A 16,431-nucleotide genomic window follows, 5' to 3' on the forward strand; every position below is an offset into this window, starting at 1 on the left:
CAAGATCGCCCGGCCGGCGACGAGCCCGCAGGCAACCTTCCGGCGGGCCTACGCTGACCGCGTCCGCCGGCTCCGTCCCGACAGGAGCGTCATGACCGTCCCCGCGCCCGAGGGTCTGCGCCTCCGTACGCCCGCCGGGCGCTGGGTACTGCTCACCACGGTGCTCGGCTCCGGCATGGCGATGCTCGACGGCACCGTCGTCAACGTCGCGCTCGAGCGGATCGGGCGCGACTTCGGCGCCGGGTTCACCGGTCTGCAGTGGACGGTCAACGCCTACACGCTGACCCTGGCCTCGCTGATCCTGCTCGGCGGTTCGCTCGGTGACCGGTTCGGGCGCAAGCGGGTCTTCCTGATCGGCGTCGTCTGGTTCGCGCTGGCGTCGCTGGCCTGCGGTCTCGCGCCGAACATCGAGACCCTCATCGCGGCCCGGGCGTTGCAGGGCGTCGGCGGCGCGCTGCTCACCCCGGGCAGCCTGGCGATCCTCTCCGCGTCGTTCCACGGCCGCGACCGTGGGGCGGCGATCGGCGCGTGGTCCGGGCTGGGCGGCATCGCCGGCGCCGTCGGGCCCTTCCTCGGCGGCTGGCTCGTCGGCATCGACTGGCGGCTGGTGTTCCTGCTCAACCTGCCGCTCGCCGTGCTGGTGGTCGTCGTGGCCGTCCGGCACGTGCCCGAGACCCGCGACCCGTCCGCCGCCCCGCACCTCGACGTCGCCGGCACGGTGCTGGGTGCGGTCGGGCTCGGCGCCCTCACGTGGTCGCTCACCGGCCTCGGCTCCGGGACCTCCCCGGCGCTGGTCGTGGGGCTGGTGGTCGGCGTCGCCGCGCTCGGCGCGTTCGTCCTGGTCGAGCGCCGGTCCGGGCATCCGCTGGTGCCGCCCGAGCTGTTCGCCGACCGTGTGTTCACCGCCGCCAACGTCGCGACGCTGCTGATCTACGCCGCGCTGGGCACGGTGTTCGTGATGCTGGTGCTCAACCTGCAGATCGTGAGCGGGTTCAGCCCGCTGCAGGCGGGGACGTCGCTGCTGCCCGTCACGGTGCTGATGCTGCTGTTCTCGGCGCGGGCCGGCGCGCTGGCGCAGCGGATCGGGGCGCGCATCCCGATGACGGTCGGCCCGCTGGTGTCGGCATGCGGGCTGCTGCTCATGGGGCGCATCGGGCCCGGCGCGTCGTGGCTCACCGACGTCGCGCCCGCGGTCGTCGTCTTCGGCGCCGGGCTGTCGCTGACGGTGGCACCGCTGACCGCGACGGTGCTGGACGCGGCGTCCGACCGGCACGCGGGCGCCGCGTCCGGCGTGAACAACGCGGTCGCGCGCGCGGCCGGCCTGCTCGCGGTCGCGGTGGTCCCGGGCGTGGCGGGCATCACCGGCGACGCCTACACCGATCCCGTGGCCTTCGAGGCCGGGTACCGGGTCACCGTCGTGATCGGCGCCGCCCTGCTGGTGCTGGCCGCGCTGGTGGCGTTCCTGTTCGTCAGGACCGGGCGGACGCCGGCGCCGGCAGGCGAACCGGACGGCGTCGGCGACGAGCGGGTCGCGCTGGAGCGCTGCCCGCACTGCGGCATCACCAGCCCGCAGATGTACCCGTCCGACCGGTCCTGACGCGGCGGGCTCAGAGCCCGAGAGCCCTCGCCAGCTCCGTCAGCCCGGGCACCGGGTCGGCGCCGGCCGGGACGAGCAGCTGGGCGCACACGTGATCGGCCCCGGCGTCGATGTGCTCACGCAGCCGGGCCGCCACCGCTGCCGCGTCCCCGTGCGCGACGACCGCGTCGACCACCTCGTCGGCCGCCGAGTCCAGCTGCTGCTCGTCGAAGCCCAGCCGCATCAGGTTGCGGCGGTAGTTGACCAGCCGCAGGTAGGGCTTGCGGACCGCGGGGCGCCCCAGTTCGCGGGCCCGCTCGGGATCGGTGTCGATGACGACCTTGTGCTCGGGCGCGAGCAGCACGCCCGCACCGAGGATCTCGCGCGCCTCGCGGGTGTGCTCGGGCGTCGTCAGGTACGGGTGGGCGCCCGCGGTGCGCTCGGCCGCGACCCGCAGCACCTTCGGCCCGAGCGCGGCGAGCACGCGGGCCTCGACCGGGACGTCCGCGGCGTCGAGCGCGTCGAGATAGCCGACGATCGTGTCGAAGGGCTTCGCGTACTGCGCGGTGGCCTCGGGGTGCCCGATACCCACGCCGAGCAGGAAGCGGTCGGGATGCGCGCTCGCGATCCGGTGGTAGGAGCGCGCGACCTCGTCGGCCGGGCTGTTCCACATGTTCACGATGCCCGTCGCGATCGCGATGCGGTCGGTCGCGGCGAGCAGCTCGTCGACGATCGCGAGGTCCGCCGGTGGGGAGCCGCCGATCCAGATGGCGCCGTACCCGAGATCCTCGATCCGCTTCGCGAGCGTCCCGTCGAGGTCGCTCGCGCGTCGCCAGACGCCGTACCGCCCGACCTGCACCGTCATCGACGTACCTCCTCGGCCGGCCCACGACCGGCGCCTCCGGGCACGGCCGACGGGGTCGCTCTACGCTGCACGCGTGGGCTCCCCCGGCGGTCGCGCCGCTCCCCTGCGAATGCGGCCGCGACTGCTCGTGGCCGCCGACCCCACCCTGCCACGGCAGGCCCCGCCCGGCAGCGAGGCCGTCGTCGTCGGAGCCGGCGTCGCGGGGGTCAGCGCCGCGACGATCCTCGCCGAGCGCGGTGTCGCGGTGACGCTCGTCGAGGCGGCCGCGACGTTGGGCGGTCGGCTGGGCGCGTGGCCGCACACGCTGCCCGACGGCACCGAGCAGGTCGTCGAGCACGGCTTCCACGCGTTCTTCCGGCACTACTACACGTGGCGGGACGTGTTGCGGCGCATCGATCCCGGGCTCGGGTTCCTGCGCCCGGTCAAGGGCTACCCGGTGATCTCGCGACGGTTCCCTCCCGAGGACCTCGGCCGGCTGCCGGCCGCGCCGCCGTTGAACCTGCTGGCGTTGTTCGCGCGCTCGTCGAGCCTGACCGTGGCCGACCTGCTCGGCGCCGACGTCGCGCTGGGCACCGAGCTGCTGACCTTCGACCGCGCCCGCACGCCCGAGGTGCTCGACACCATGAGCGCCGGGGACTTCCTCGCCGGGCTGCGGGTGTCCGACCGGGCACGGGAGATGCTGTTCGAGGCGTTCGCGCGGTCCTTCTTCTGCGACCCGGATGGACTCTCGGCCGCCGAGCTCGTCGCGATGTTCCACTTCTACTTCCTCGGAAACCCCGCGGGCATCGGGTTCGACGCACCGCGGACCGACCACCTGCACGCGATCTGGGCGCCCCTCGCGGAGTACCTGCGGGCCCGGGGCGCGACGATCCGCACCGGCTGCGCGCTGCGGTCGCTTCGGCCCGACGGCCCCGGCTGGGCGCTGACCCTCGACGACGGCGCGACCCGCACGACGCGCCACGTCGTACTGGCTCTCGACCCGGGCGGGCTGCGCGCCGTCGTGGGCGCCTCACCCGAGCTCACCGGCGTCGCGCCGCGGCTCGCCGCGCAGACCGCGGGCCTGACGACGGCGCCGCCGTTCGTCGTGAGCAGGGTGTGGCTCGCCGCCGACGTCGACCCGGGCCGCGCGGTGTTCAACGCCGTCAGCGGGGAGCCGACGCTGGACTCGGTGACGGTGTACTCGCGGCTGGAGGAACCGTCGGCGCAGTGGGCCCGCGAGACGGGCGGCTGCGTGCTGGAGCTGCACTCCTACGCCTGCACCGAGCCCGACGCGGCGGTGGAGCGGATGCTGGGTGAGCTCGCGGCGCTGTGGCCGGAGACCGCCGGGACCGCACAGGTGCACCGCGTCGACCGGGTCGACGCGACCGCGCCCGCCTTCCCGCCCGGGTCCGCGGGCGCCCGTCCCGGGGTGCGCACGGACGCGCGCGGGGTCCGGGTCGCCGGTGACTTCGTCGAGGCGCCGCTGGTGTGCGGGTTGATGGAACGCGCGGCCGTCACCGGGGTGCTGGCCGCCGCGGACGTGCTCGCCGAGCTCGGGACGCAGGGCGTCGACGTCTACGGCGTCCCGCAGCGGGGCCTGCTGGCCGGGCTGCCGGCACGGGCGCGGCACCGCGCCGTCGGACCGCGGGCGGCCACCTAGACAGGTGTCCGACGGCCACGATGTCGCGATGTCGGCGCCCGCGGCTACCGTCGCCCCATCGAACCGTCGTCTCCTACCGCCGACCGGGCCGACCGGGCCGCCGACCGTCCGGCACCCCGCGTCGCGGTCCACGCCGATCCCGACGGCCCGCTGCACATCCAGCGCCTCGACGACACGGACGCACCGCTGCACCCGCCCGGTCCCGTCACCCCGGCCGAGGTGGCCGCACTCGACGAGGGCGCGCCACGCTGGGTGTGGCGCACCGCCCGGACCTACCGCGCACTGCTCGCGGCGGGTGTGCGGGTCGCTCGTGCCCACGACGTCGAACTCGTGGAGCGGCTGCTGGTGGCCGCCGCCGGCCGGTTCGGCGCCCCGCACGGACTCGCGGCCGCGAGCGCCCGACTCGCCGGGCTGCCCGAGGAGCCGGACCCCGCCCCGGAGGCCGACGACGAGCCGCCCGGTCTGTTCCGCAGCGCCGCCCCGACCGGCCCGGAGACACTCGCCGCACTGGTCGCGGTGCACGCCGCGCAGCGCCGCACCCTCGCGGCCGACGCGCGGCTCGCGCTGCTCGCGGCCGCCGAGTCGGCCGGCGGCATCGTCGCCGAGGAGATGCGCGCCGAGGGGCTGCCCTGGGACGCCGCGGTGCACGACGCGCTGCTGACCGCGGCGCTGGGCCCGCGCCCGGCCGGGTCCGCGCGCCCGCGACGACTCGCCGCGCTCGCCGACGACATCGCGACCGCCTTCGGCCGGCCGGTCAACCCCGACTCCCCCGCAGAGGTGCTGCGCGCGTTCGGCCGCGTGGGCGTCGAGCTGCCCAGCACCCGGTCCTGGGTGCTGAAACAGGTCGACCACCCGGCCGTCGCGCCGCTGCTGGCCTACAAGGAGCTGGCCCGGCTGCACTCGGCGCACGGCTGGGCGTGGCTGCGGACCTGGGTGCACGACGGCCGGTTCCGTCCCGAGTACGTCGTCGGCGGCGTCGTGTCCGGACGCTGGGCCACCCGCGGCGGCGGGGCGCTGCAGATCCCGAAGGCCGTGCGCGCCGCTGTCCGCGCCGATCCCGGCAACCGGCTGGTCGTGGCCGACGCCGCGCAGCTGGAACCACGCATCCTCGCCGCCATGGCAGGCGACGCGGCGCTCGCCCGCGCCGGTGGCCGCGACCAGGACTCCGACCTGTACGCGGGCCTCGCGCACGAGCTGTTCGGCGGCGCCGGACCGGACGGCCGGGCCAAGGCCAAGCTCGCCGTGCTGTCGGCGATCTACGGGCAGACCTCCGGCGACGCCGGCGCCCACCTGGCCCTGCTGCGCCGCCGGTTCCCCGCCGCCGTCGAGGTCGTCGAGGCGGCCGCGCGGGCGGGCGAAGAGGGTCGGATCGTCCGGTCGTGGCTGGGCCGCACGTGCCCGCCGGCGGCGCCGGGCGACGAACAGCCCGCCCGGGCCCGGGCGCGGGGCCGGTTCACCCGCAACTTCGTCGTGCAGGCCACGGCCGCGGAGTGGGCGCTCGTCCTGCTCGCGGAGCTGCGCGCAGCACTGCACGCGGCCGGTGACCCGGCCCGGCTGGTCTTCTTCCAGCACGACGAGGTGCTCCTGCACGGCCCGGCCGACGGCGCCGGGCTCGCCGCGCGGCTCGTGCAGGACGCCGCCGACACCGCGACCCGCCGGCTCTTCGGCGACACCCCGGTCCGGATCCCCGTCCCGGGCCGGGTCGTGGGCTCGTACGCGGAGAAGTGACCGGCGGCCACACCCGGGCCGGTGCCGCCGGGGACTACGCCGCCGACTGGGCCTGCGGGGACAGCGCGCCGAGCACCGCGTCGGCCATGCCGCGCATGCCGGCGGCGTTGGGGTGCACGGGCGCGGCCGGTGAGGTGGGGACCAGGCCCTCGATCCAGCGCGTGCCCTGCGGCGCGCACATGTCGTGCCCGACGCCCGGGGTGTAGGTGTCGACGTAGTCCGCGCCCGCCGCCGCGGCCTGCGCGGCGAGCATCGCGTTGAGCTCCTTCTCCACGCCGCGCAGGTACGCGACGTCGCCCGGGCTGAACGGGACGACCGGGAAGCAGCCGGGCCCGGTGTCGGGCAGCAGCGCCGGGTAGCCGACGACGAGCACGTGCGCATCGGGCGCCCGCTCCTCGATGTCCGCCAACGCCGCCGCGATCTTCGGTGCCGTCGCGTCGATCCGGGCAGCCAGCTCGTCGGTGCCGTCGGCCGCGGTGAAGTGGTCGCGGCACGCGGCGCCCGTGGGGTGCAGCGGTGAGCGCGTCGCGCAGTCGGTGATGATCGACACGAACCCGATGTCGTTGCCGCCGATGCCCAGCGTCACGAGCGACACGTCGGGGCCCAGTGCGTCGAGCTGCGGCGCGTTGGTGCCCAGCCCGGTCGGCTGCGGCCCGCCGAGGTTCGCGGTGGTCGCGCCGCTGCAGCTGACGTCGGACACCGTGGCGACGGCCAGCGCGCGGGCCACCAGCGCCGGGTAGTTGTTCGTCGAACGCAGGCACCCCGCAGGCCGCCCGGTCTGGATCGGGACGAGCGGGCCCGCCGTGTAGGAGTCGCCCAGCGCCACGTACCGGCCCGCGGTCGCGGGTTCGGCGGCGAGCGCGGGCGCCGCCGCCAGCAGCGACCCGGCGGCCGCGATCCCCGCGGCGGCGGCGAACGAGACGACAGCTCTCCACACGTGGCGACGGGGCACGTCCGACCTACCTCCGGGAGCGGGCCCCGAATCGGGCCGGGCGGACCGAGCATGGCGCACGGCGCGGTCCCGCGGAAGGCCGCTCGCCGGGGCCTCCCCCGCTCGTGGCGCTCAGCGGGTCCGCAGCCGCCTCGGCGGCACCGTGCGGGAGCGCAGGAACTCGTCGTCGACGCTGAGCGGTCGGTACGGCAGGCCGGGCAGCGCCGCGCGCATCCTTTCGACGGCATCGTCCCCGGCTGCCCGCCCGAGCAGGAACGACCACTCGTGCTCGTCGCTGCCGACGTAGACGACGTCGCCGAACACCTCGTGGAACCGGGCCCAGGCGGCGCGCAGCGTCGCGTCCCGCCAGAGCGCGGGGTTGCCCGCCTGCGAGACGACGACGCCGCCGGGGGCGAGCCGGTCGCGGCAGTCGGCGAGGAAGTCGCGTCCGTAGAGCCGGTTGAGCTGGTTGTCGGGCTCGTCGGGCCGCTCGTCGGGCAGGTCGACGACGATCACGTCGTAGCGTGGGCCCTCGCCGCGCACCCACTGCAGACCGTCGGCGTAGTGCACGTGGACCGGGCCGTCGTGCGCCTCGGCGGCGGCGAGCGCCTTCTCGTCGTATCCGTAGGGCAGGTGCGTGGCGCAGGCGCGGACGGCCGCCGCGTCCAGATCGACGTGGTCGACGTGGCCGGCCCCGCAGGCCAGGGCCAGCTCGCTGACGACGCCCTCGCTCGACCCGATCACGAGGACCCGCGCCCGGGAACGGGCCAGCAGGGCGGCCGGGACGAACAGGGCCTCGTGGTAGACGAGCTGGGTCGACTCGGCGCTCTGCCGCTCGTCGTCGCAGAAGAGGGTGACGCCGTGGGCCGTCCCGGCGATCAGGATCCGCTGGTAGGGGGTCGTCTCGCGGTGGACGGGGCGTTCGACGTCCCAGACCCGCGTCAGGCCCGGTGCGATCGGCTCGCGCACCGGCGGGGTGCCGCCGCGGGCCTCGGTGCGCGACTCGCGCACGGTCCCGCCGAGCGCCGTCGCCAGCAGCGCGACGGCACGTTCCGGATCGGCGGCGTCGCCGCAGGTGAACACGTCGACCAGCGCGCGGCCGTGCTCGGGCCAGGTGTGCACCGACGCGTGCGACTCCGACAGCAGCGCCACGACCGTGACCCCGTGCGGCTCGAACGCCTCGGCGACGACCTGCCGGACCGTCGCCCCGGCCGCGGTGAGCGCGTCGGCGAGCGCGGTGCGCAGCCCGGCGGCGTCGTCGAGGACCGCAGGGTCGATACGGTCGAGGTCGGCGAGGACGTGCAGGCCGACGGGTGCGGGCGGACCGGTCACGTCCCCGGACAGTAGATGAGCCCCGGGCCGCCCTCCCCGAGGCTCCCGCACAGCGGTGAGGCTGCGGTCACCACGTCGAGCGCAACCCTGCTGTCGTCCCGCGGCCCGGCGACGACAGTGAGGTTGCGGCCGGGCCGGGCCTCGGGCCCGGCACAGGGGCTGCGGCGGGTCAGGAGGGGTGGGCCGGGGCGATGTGCACCGGCAGCGGACCGAACCCGTTGAAGCCGACCGACGCGTAGGAGGCGGTGTAGGCACCGGCGTGCAGGAGGTCGACGTGGTCGCCCGCCCGCAGCGACAGCGGCAGCGCGTACGGCGTCCGGCGGTAGAGGACGTCGTCGCCGTCGCAGGTGGGGCCCGCGAGCACCACCGGCCCGCAGGGACCGTCCCGGCCGGGGACCCGCAGCGGGTAGCCGATCGCCTCGTTCTCGGTCTCGGCGAGCCCCTGGTAGCGCCCGGCGTCGAGGTACACCCAGCGCCGGTGGTCGACGCCCGGGCGCCGCGACACGCGCAGCACGCTGGTGCGCAGCACCCCGGCCTCCGCGACGAGCGCCCGGCCGGGTTCCAGCACGAGCTGCGCCGCGTCGATGCCGTCCACACCGCCGATCGCGGCGGCGAACTCGGTGAACGACGGCACGTCGGCCCGGTAGGCGACGGGCAGCCCGCCGCCGACGTCGAGCACCGGATGCTGCAGCCCCGCGTCCCGGGCGACGGCCAGCGCGGCGGCGACACCGGCGGCGTAGGTCGTCGGCCGGGTCTGCTGCGAACCGGCGTGGAACGTCACCCCTGCGGCGACGAGGCCGCGGGAGGCGCAGGCGCGCAACAGGTCCGTCGCCACCTGCGGGGTTGCGCCGAACTTGCCGAAGAAGGGGGTCGCCGAGCCCGAGTCGTCGACGAGCAGCCGCACCAGCACGGCTGCACCCGGCGCGTGCGCGGCGAGCTCGTCGAGGTCCTCGACGCTGTCGGTGACGAACCGGCGCACCCCGGCCCGGTGGGCGGCCGCCGTGGCCGCGGCCCCGCGCACCGGGTTGCCCAGGCCGATTCGCGCGGGATCGGCCCCGGCCGCCAGGCACAGGTCGACCTCGGCCGGGCTCGCGGCGTCGAACCCGGCACCGGCCGCGACGAGGGTGCGCAGCACCGCGGGGTGCGGGCACGCCTTGACCGCGTAGAGCACCTCCGCACCGGGGAACGCGGCGACGACGTCGGCGTGGCGTCGGGCGACGACGGCCGGGTCGAGCACGAGGTACGGCGTGGGCCGGTCCCGGTCGGCGAGGAAGGCGTCCAGCGCGGGGTGCACGGGGCCAGTCTTCCTGCGCCCGTCGCGAGGCCCGGGACCGGCTAGCGTCGGTGATCGTGAAGCAACAACGCCGCGCCCGCGCCATCGCCATGACTCCCGACGAGATCGACGCGTTCCTCGCCGAGCAGCGGACCTGCCGCGTCGCCACCAACGGCACGAACGGCCCGCACGCCACCCCGCTCTGGTACGCCTGGCACGACGGCGCGCTGTGGCTGACGTCGTTGTCGCGCAGCCAGCGCTGGACCGACCTGATGGCCGACCCGCGGATCGCGGCCGTCGTCGACGCGGGGCACGACTACAACGAGCTGCGCGGGGTCGAGCTGCGCGGGCGCGTCGAGGTCGTCGGCGAGGCGCCCCGGACCGGTGAGCCGTGCCCGGAGCTCGACGGCCCCGAGCAGCTCATGGCCGACCGCTACCACGGCGGGGTGATCCACCACGACGGCCGGCACGCCTGGCTGCGGCTGCGTCCGGAGAAGATCACCAGCTGGGACTTCCGGAAGCTGCCCGCCGACCGGCAGCGCTGACCGCTCCCACGGTCAGGCGGTCACCAGCGGCCACAACCCGTCGGGCCCGGCGGCCAGCACGAGCTCGCCGATGCGGGCCGCCCACTGGCCGTCGGTGCCGTCCTCCTCGCGCCAGGCCCACAGCCGGGTCGTCGTGAGCCGCAGGTCGTGCTCGCGGGTGAAGCCGATGGCGCCGTGGACCTGGTGCGCGATCCGCGCGACGGCCGTCGCGGCCTCACCGGTGCGGACCTTCGCCGAGGCGACGGCCAGCTCGGCGGTCGGCGCGGCGATCCCGTCGCGGACGACGACGCGCGCGGCGGACTCGGCTGCCGCCCCGCCCGCGGCGACCTCGGCCGCGGCGAGCGCGAGCTGCTGCTGGATCGCCTGGAACCGGCCGATCGGACGGCCGAACTGCTCCCGCTCGCCCGCGTAGCCGACCGAGCGGGCCAACGCCCCCCGCGCGGCGCCGGCCAGCAACGTCGCCCGCCACAGCGCGGCACGCAGCGCGAACTCCCCGGCGGCGCCCTCGGGCGCGGCGGCGACGGCCGCTCGCGCACCGTCCCAGGTGAGCGTGTCGCGCGGCTCCTCGGCGACGTTGGTGCCCTCGACGACCGTCGCCGCGGCCGGGTCGAGCACCACGACGGATCCGCCGGTGAGCACGACGACCGCCGCCGCCGACCGCGCCCACGGCACCCGGGCGAGCGTCCCGGACACCGTGTCCCCGGCGACGGCCAGCGCGCCGGCGCGGTCGAGGGCGAAGGTCAACGGTCCGGCCGGGACGTCCAGCCCGGCCCCGGCCGCGGCGCGGCACGCCAGATCGGTCTCGGCCAGTGGCACCCGGGCCGCGTAGGCCCCGGCCTCCACGAGCACGGCGGCGAGGTCGAGCAGCGTGCCGCCGCTGCCGCCCGCGTCCTCGGCGACGGCGAGCCGGGCGAGCCCGGTCTGCTCCAGGTTGTCCCAGAGGGCCGTGTCGAGCCCGGTGCCGGTGGCGTCGGCGTCGGCGAACACCGAGCCGGCCAGCTCGAGCAGGTCCGGGTCGACCTCGGGCAGCGCGTCGGACAGGTCGTCGTGGACGTCGGTCATCGCAGCCCCAGTCCCCGCGCGACGATGCCGCGCAACACCTCGTTGGTCCCCCCGCGCAGCGTGAAGCCGGGGGCGTGCAGCACCGCGTCGGCCAGCAGCCGCGCGAACCCGCTGTCCGCGCCGGGATCGGGTGGCACCGTCACCAGCAGCCGGGCCGCGTCGATGATCTCGTTCTCGAACCGCGTCCCGAGGTCCTTGACCACGGCCGCCGCCAGCTCCGGGGCCTGCCCCGACGCGAGCGACCCCGCGACGGCCAGCGACATCCGGCGCAGCGACCACAGCCGCGCGACGAGCGAGCCCAGCTCGCGGCGTCCCGCGACCCCGAGGTCGGCACCCGCCAGCTCGCCGACGAGCGCCTGCAGCAGCGGGAACGTCGAGAGGAACCGCTCGGGGCCCGACCGCTCGAACGCGAGCTCGCCGGTGACCTGCGCCCAGCCCGCGCCGACCTCCCCCAGCACCATCTCGTCGGGCACGAAGACCTCGTCGAACACCACCTCGTTGAAGTGGTGGGCGCCGGTGAGCAGCGGGATGGGCCGCACGGTGACGCCGGGGGCGTGCAGGTCGACGATCAGCTGTGAGAGGCCCGCGTGCCGCTTGCCCTCCTCCGGCGGCGAGGTCCGGACCAGTGCGAAGAACGCGTGTGCGCGATGCCCGCCGGAGGTCCACACCTTGGTTCCCGACAGCGACCAGCCGCCGTCGACCTTGGTCGCCCGGCTGCGCACCGACGCGAGGTCGGACCCCGAGTCGGGCTCGGACATGCCGATGCCGAAGTACACCTCGCCGGCCGCGATGCCGGGCAGGAACCGCCGGCGCTGTTCCTCGGTGCCGAAGCGCAGCAGCGACGGACCGATCTGGCGGTCCGCGACCCAGTGCGCCGCAACGGGTGCGCCCGCCGCGAGCAGCTCCTCGGTCACGACGTAGCGGTCGAGCGGGGACGCGCCGTGCCCGCCGTACGCGGTGGGGATCGTCATCCCCAGCCAGCCTCGCGCGGCCAGCCGCCGGGAGAAGTCCTCGTCCCAGCCGGAGAGCCACACGTCCGATCTCGGCGTCCAGGCGCCCGCGGCGCGCTCGGCGGCCAGGAACTCCCGCACCTGCGCGCGCAGCGCGTCGGTGCGTGCGGGGAGCTCGGCCGCGGGCGGCACCATTGCCGGCAACCGCGTCAGGGTCTGCGTCACAGGGCCCATGGTGTCCGAGTCCGCCCGGTTCGGCAGAGGGGCGGTGGGTGTGACGTCCGCCGCTGCTCAGCGCGCGTCCTGCGCGGGCCCCGGGCCGATGGCAGCATCGCGGCCATGACTGATCCGAATCGTGAACAGTCCGTCGTCGACTCCGTGCCCCACCAGCTGCTCATCGACGGCAGCTGGCGCCCTGCGGGATCCGGCGCGACCACCGTCGTCGAGGACCCGGCGACGGAGAAGGCGCTGTGCGAGGTCGCCGACGCCGGTCGCGACGACGGCCTCGCTGCGCTCGCCGCCGCCGACCGCGCGCAGCCGGCGTTCGCCGCGATGGCCCCGCGCGAGCGGTCCGACATCCTGCGCCGCGCCTACGAGGCGGTGCTGGCCCGCGTCGAGGACCTGGCGCTGCTGATGACCCTCGAGATGGGCAAGCCGCTCGCCGAGGCCCGCGGCGAGGTCACCTACGCCGCCGAGTTCCTGCGCTGGTTCTCCGAGGAGGCCGTGCGCGTCGACGGCGGCTTCGCCGTGTCCCCCGACGGCCGCAACCGGTTCCTGGTGATGCGCCAGGCCGTCGGGGTCAGCGTGTTCGTCACGCCGTGGAACTTTCCGCTCGCCATGGGTACCCGCAAGATCGCCCCCGCGATCGCGGCCGGGTGCGCGATGGTCGTCAAGCCCGCCCCGCAGACACCGCTGTCGATGCTGGCGCTCGCGCAGATCCTGCAGGAGGTCGGGCTCCCCGACGGCGTGCTCAACGTCGTCACCACGACCGACGCCGCCGACGTCGTCGAACCGGTCCTGCGCGACGGGCGGGCCCGCAAGCTGTCGTTCACCGGGTCGACCGCGGTCGGCCGGCTGCTGCTGGAGCAGGCCTCGTCGAAGGTGCTGCGCACGTCGATGGAGCTCGGTGGCAACGCCGCGTTCCTCGTGTTCGACGACGCCGACGTCGACCGCGCGGTCGAGGGTGCGATGCAGGCGAAGATGCGCAACATGGGCGAGGCCTGCACGGCGGCCAACCGCTTCCTCGTGCAGCGCGGCATCGCCGACGAGTTCTCCCGGCGGCTGGCCGACCGGATGGGCGCGCTCACCGTCGGCCGCGGCACCGAGGACGGGGTGCAGGTCGGGCCGATGATCGACGGCAAGGGCCGCGACAAGATCGTCGACCTGGTCGGCGACGCTGTGGCGCACGGCGCGGAGGTCGTCCTCGGCGGGGAGCGCGCCGACGGCCCCGGCTACTTCTACCGCCCGACCGTGCTCACCGGGGTGCCCGCGCACTCGCGGCTCAACAGCGAGGAGATCTTCGGACCCGTCGCCCCGATCACCGTGTTCGACGACGAGGCGCAGGCCCTCGCCGACGCCAACGCCACCGACTTCGGCCTGGTCGACTACGTGTTCACCCAGGACCTCGACCGGGCGCTGCGGGTGTCCGAGCGGCTCGAGGCCGGCATGGTCGGGCTCAACACCGGCCTCGTCTCCAATCCGGCGGCGCCGTTCGGCGGCATCAAGCAGTCCGGGCTCGGGCGCGAGGGCGGCACCGTGGGCATCGACGAGTTCCTGGAGACGAAGTACGTGGCCATCGCCACCGCCTGACCCGCGCGCCCACGTCCTGCACATCCGCGGTTGTCGCACATCGTCGCTTTTCGCACATGACTGGCGACAAGGCCGCGGTTCGTGCTTCGCTGTCCATCGCGACGGATTCGTCCGTCCGCCCAGGACCGTTGCACGCGTGAGGAGACCGGGTGAGCAGGCACGTCGCCATGCACATGAGCGACGGGATCGTGAACGCCCCGACGTCACTGCTGTTCGGGGCCGTCGCGATCCTGTTCGTCGGCTGGGCCGCGGTGCGGGCCCGGGCCGACCTCGACGATCGCACCGCGCCGATGGCCGGGCTCGTCACGGCGTTCGTCTTCGCCGTCCAGATGATCAACTTCCCGATCCTGCCCGGGGCGAGCGGGCACCTGCTCGGCGGCGCGCTCGTCGCGATCCTGGTCGGGCCGTGGGTCGGGACGCTGTGCATCACGATCGTGCTGGTCGTGCAGTCGCTGCTGTTCGCCGACGGCGGGCTCACCGCGCTGGGCACCAACGTCGTCAACATGGCGGTGATCGGCGTGTTCGCGGGCTGGGGCGTCGCCGTCGCGCTGCGCCGGTTCGCCGTGCGCAGCCGCGGTGGGCTGCTCGCGACGGCGTTCGTCGCCGCGTTCGCGGGCACCGTCCTCGCCTCGCTCGGGTTCGTCGCCCAGTACGCGCTCGGCGGCGCCGCGGGCGCCACGACGGGGACCGTGTTCGCGCTCATGGTCGGCCTGCACGCGCTCATCGGGATCGGCGAGGGAGTGATCACCGCCGTCACCGTCGGGGCCGTCGCCGCCGTCCGGCCCGACCTCGTCCACCTGCTGCGCACGGCGCCCCGGCCGGCCGCGGTGACGCAGCCGGCCGGCCGCGGCGACGGGAGCGGCGCATGAGCCGCCCCAGCACCGCCGGCCGCCGCCGTTCGCGCTTCCTCGTCGCGTTCCTGCTCGTCGCGCTCGTCGTCGCGGGCGGGCTGTCCTACCTCGCCAGCTCCGCCCCCGACGGGCTCGACACGGTCACCCTGCACGGCTGCGAGGTCACCGAGACCCCGGCCGGGGAGCAGCTCGACGGCACCTGCGTCGCCCAGCACGCCACCGACCACCCACTCGGCTCCGGCCCGCTGGCCGACTACACGGTCGGCGGCGGGGCGGGCTCGGTCGGGATCGCGGGGATCGTGGGCGTGCTGGTCACGGTGCTCCTCGCCGGTGGTCTGTTCCGGCTGCTGCGCCGGCGCCGCGGCCCGTCCGACTGATGGGCGCCGGCCACTCCCACCCGCTGTACCTGCCCGGCACCTCGGTCGTGCACCGGCTGCCGGCCCAGGTGAAGATCGTCGCGGCGTTCCTGACGGTGCTCTGCGTCGTCGCGACCCCGCGGGAGGCGTTCCCCGCCTTCGCCGGCTACCTGCTGCTGCTCGTCGCGGTGTGGGTGGCCGCCCGGATCCCGCCGGGCTGGCTGGCGCGACGGGCCCTGATCGAGGCGCCGTTCGTCGTGCTCGCGGTGCTGCTGCCGTTCACCGGACCCGACCCGCGCATCGAGTGGGCGGGCCTGTCGCTCTCGCACGCCGGGTTGCTCGGCGCCTGGAACATCCTCGCCAAGGGGACCCTCGGTGTCCTCACCTCGCTCACCCTCGCCGCCACGACGCCGATGCGGGACCTGCTGCTCGGCCTGCAGCGGCTGCGGGCGCCCGCGCTGGTCGTCACGATCGCGACGCTGATGCTGCGCTACGCCGACGTCATCGCCGCCGAGGCACGCCGGATGCGGGTGGCGCGCATCGCCCGCGGCCACGACCCACGGTTCCTGTGGCAGGCGGGCGCCACCGCCCGCGGGATCGGCAGCCTGTTCGTCCGGTCCTACGAACGCGGCGAGCGCGTGCACCTCGCGATGCTCGCCCGAGGCTGGACGGGGACCCTGCCGGCCGCGGGTGCCGCCGCCGCGGCGCGGGTCGACTGGGCCCGCGGCCTGGCGGTCCCGGTCGTCGCCGCGGCCGTCGCCGTGACCGCGCTGGTGACGACGTGACCGCGTCGCTCGAGGTCACCGGCCTCGACTTCGCCTACCCCGACGGGACCCCGGCGCTGCGCGGTGTCGACCTGCGCATCGACCCCGGCGAACGCGTCGCCCTCCTCGGGCCCAACGGCGCCGGCAAGACGACGTTCGTGCTGCAGCTCAACGGGATCCTGACCCCGACGGCCGGGACCGTCGCCGTCGGGGGGCTGCCGGTGCGCAAGCCGAACCTGCAGGAGATCCGCAGGCGCGTCGGGATCGTCTTCCAGGACCCCGACGACCAGCTGTTCATGCCGACCGTCCGCGAGGACGTCGCGTTCGGCCCCGCGAACTTCGGGGTGACCGGCGCCGAGCTCACCGCACGGGTGGACGCGGCGCTGGCCGAGGTCGGCATGGCCGGCCACGCCGACCGCTCGCCGCTGCACCTGTCGGGCGGGCAGCGCCGACGCGTCGCCCTCGCGACCGTGCTGGCCTGCGACCCGGAGATCCTGGTGCTCGACGAGCCCTCGTCGAACCTGGACCCGGTGGCGCGCAGGGAACTGGCCGAGACCTTGTTGCGCCTGGACCGGACCCTGCTGATGGTCACCCACGACCTGCCCTACGCGCTGCAGCTGTGCCCGCGCAGCGTCGTCGTCGACGACGGGCGCGTCGTGGCCGACGGCCCGACGCGCGACCTGCTCGCCGACGCCGACCTGCTGCGCGCGCACCGCCTCGAGCTGCCGTTCGGGTTCGCGCTCGCCTGAC

Annotated in this window: 15 protein-coding genes; 9 read left to right on the plus strand and 6 right to left on the minus strand. The window is 75.7% G+C overall.

The annotated features are described in order from the left end of the window. Positions 1-91 precede the first annotated feature (91 nt). Positions 92-1,597, plus strand: coding sequence for an MFS transporter (locus tag PSED_RS16815; protein ID WP_013675450.1), 1,506 nt, complete (start codon positions 92-94; stop codon positions 1,595-1,597). Between the two features lie 10 nt (positions 1,598-1,607). Here PSED_RS16815 and PSED_RS16820 read toward each other — a convergent pair whose 3' ends face one another. Beyond that, the gene (locus PSED_RS16820) at positions 1,608-2,441 is read right to left on the minus strand and encodes a TIGR03620 family F420-dependent LLM class oxidoreductase (protein WP_013675451.1); all 834 of its coding nucleotides are present in this window, start codon (positions 2,439-2,441) and stop codon (positions 1,608-1,610) included. A gap of 73 nt (positions 2,442-2,514) precedes the next feature. Between PSED_RS16820 and PSED_RS16825 the strand changes: the two genes are divergently transcribed. Further along, positions 2,515-4,080 carry an FAD-dependent oxidoreductase gene (locus PSED_RS16825; RefSeq protein WP_158511317.1) on the plus strand — a complete coding sequence of 522 codons (1,566 nt, stop codon included), beginning with the start codon at positions 2,515-2,517 and terminating at the stop codon, positions 4,078-4,080. Between the two features lie 57 nt (positions 4,081-4,137). After that, complete coding sequence (locus PSED_RS16830; RefSeq protein ID WP_083845206.1) at positions 4,138-5,808, plus strand: bifunctional 3'-5' exonuclease/DNA polymerase; 1,671 nt, start codon at positions 4,138-4,140, stop codon at positions 5,806-5,808. 34 nt (positions 5,809-5,842) lie between these two features. Here the strand turns inward: PSED_RS16830 and PSED_RS16835 are convergent, their stop codons facing one another. From PSED_RS16835 to PSED_RS16850, 3 genes are all read right to left on the minus strand, one after another. Beyond that, positions 5,843-6,760 (minus strand): SGNH/GDSL hydrolase family protein, encoded by a 918-nt coding sequence (locus PSED_RS16835; protein ID WP_013675454.1) that lies wholly within the window; start codon positions 6,758-6,760, stop codon positions 5,843-5,845. A gap of 111 nt (positions 6,761-6,871) precedes the next feature. Further along, on the minus strand, positions 6,872-8,071 hold the full coding sequence (gene speD, locus PSED_RS16840) for an adenosylmethionine decarboxylase (protein WP_013675455.1): 1,200 nt from the start codon (positions 8,069-8,071) through the stop codon (positions 6,872-6,874). Between the two features lie 169 nt (positions 8,072-8,240). Continuing rightward, positions 8,241-9,365: a type III PLP-dependent enzyme gene (locus tag PSED_RS16850; RefSeq protein ID WP_013675456.1), complete on the minus strand. Its 1,125-nt coding sequence runs from the start codon at positions 9,363-9,365 to the stop codon at positions 8,241-8,243. Between the two features lie 56 nt (positions 9,366-9,421). On the opposite strand from PSED_RS16850, the gene PSED_RS16855 reads away from it, so the two are divergent. Continuing rightward, complete coding sequence (locus PSED_RS16855) at positions 9,422-9,889, plus strand: pyridoxamine 5'-phosphate oxidase family protein (protein ID WP_041761442.1); 468 nt, start codon at positions 9,422-9,424, stop codon at positions 9,887-9,889. Positions 9,890-9,901: 12 nt separating this feature from the next. Here PSED_RS16855 and PSED_RS16860 read toward each other — a convergent pair whose 3' ends face one another. Together PSED_RS16860 and PSED_RS16865 are read right to left on the minus strand one after the other, a co-directional pair. Next, entirely contained in the window at positions 9,902-10,951 is a 1,050-nt protein-coding gene (locus tag PSED_RS16860; protein WP_013675458.1) for an acyl-CoA dehydrogenase family protein, read from the minus strand. Continuing rightward, positions 10,948-12,135 (minus strand): acyl-CoA dehydrogenase family protein, encoded by a 1,188-nt coding sequence (locus tag PSED_RS16865; protein ID WP_013675459.1) that lies wholly within the window; start codon positions 12,133-12,135, stop codon positions 10,948-10,950. The genes PSED_RS16860 and PSED_RS16865 overlap by 4 nt, the downstream gene beginning before the upstream one ends. A 105-nt stretch (positions 12,136-12,240) precedes the next feature. Here PSED_RS16865 and PSED_RS16870 point away from each other — a divergent pair, with 105 nt between their 5' ends. The 5 genes from PSED_RS16870 to PSED_RS16890 all read left to right on the plus strand — a co-directional run bounded on the left by PSED_RS16870 (position 12,241) and on the right by PSED_RS16890 (position 16,430). Continuing rightward, complete coding sequence (locus tag PSED_RS16870; RefSeq protein ID WP_013675460.1) at positions 12,241-13,710, plus strand: NAD-dependent succinate-semialdehyde dehydrogenase; 1,470 nt, start codon at positions 12,241-12,243, stop codon at positions 13,708-13,710. A 149-nt stretch (positions 13,711-13,859) separates the two neighbouring features. Beyond that, positions 13,860-14,579, plus strand: coding sequence for an energy-coupling factor ABC transporter permease (locus PSED_RS16875; RefSeq protein WP_013675461.1), 720 nt, complete (start codon positions 13,860-13,862; stop codon positions 14,577-14,579). Then, complete coding sequence (locus PSED_RS16880) at positions 14,576-14,938, plus strand: PDGLE domain-containing protein (protein WP_013675462.1); 363 nt, start codon at positions 14,576-14,578, stop codon at positions 14,936-14,938. Before PSED_RS16875 ends, PSED_RS16880 begins: the two co-directional genes overlap by 4 nt. Then, entirely contained in the window at positions 14,938-15,702 is a 765-nt protein-coding gene (gene cbiQ, locus PSED_RS16885) for a cobalt ECF transporter T component CbiQ (protein ID WP_013675463.1), read from the plus strand. Before PSED_RS16880 ends, cbiQ begins: the two co-directional genes overlap by 1 nt. Next, complete coding sequence (locus PSED_RS16890; RefSeq protein WP_013675464.1) at positions 15,699-16,430, plus strand: energy-coupling factor ABC transporter ATP-binding protein; 732 nt, start codon at positions 15,699-15,701, stop codon at positions 16,428-16,430. The genes cbiQ and PSED_RS16890 overlap by 4 nt, the downstream gene beginning before the upstream one ends. Position 16,431: the final 1 nt, after the last annotated feature.

It is taken from the genome of Pseudonocardia benzenivorans CB1190 (genome assembly GCF_000196675.2).
GTDB lineage: Bacteria > Actinomycetota > Actinomycetes > Mycobacteriales > Pseudonocardiaceae > Pseudonocardia > Pseudonocardia benzenivorans.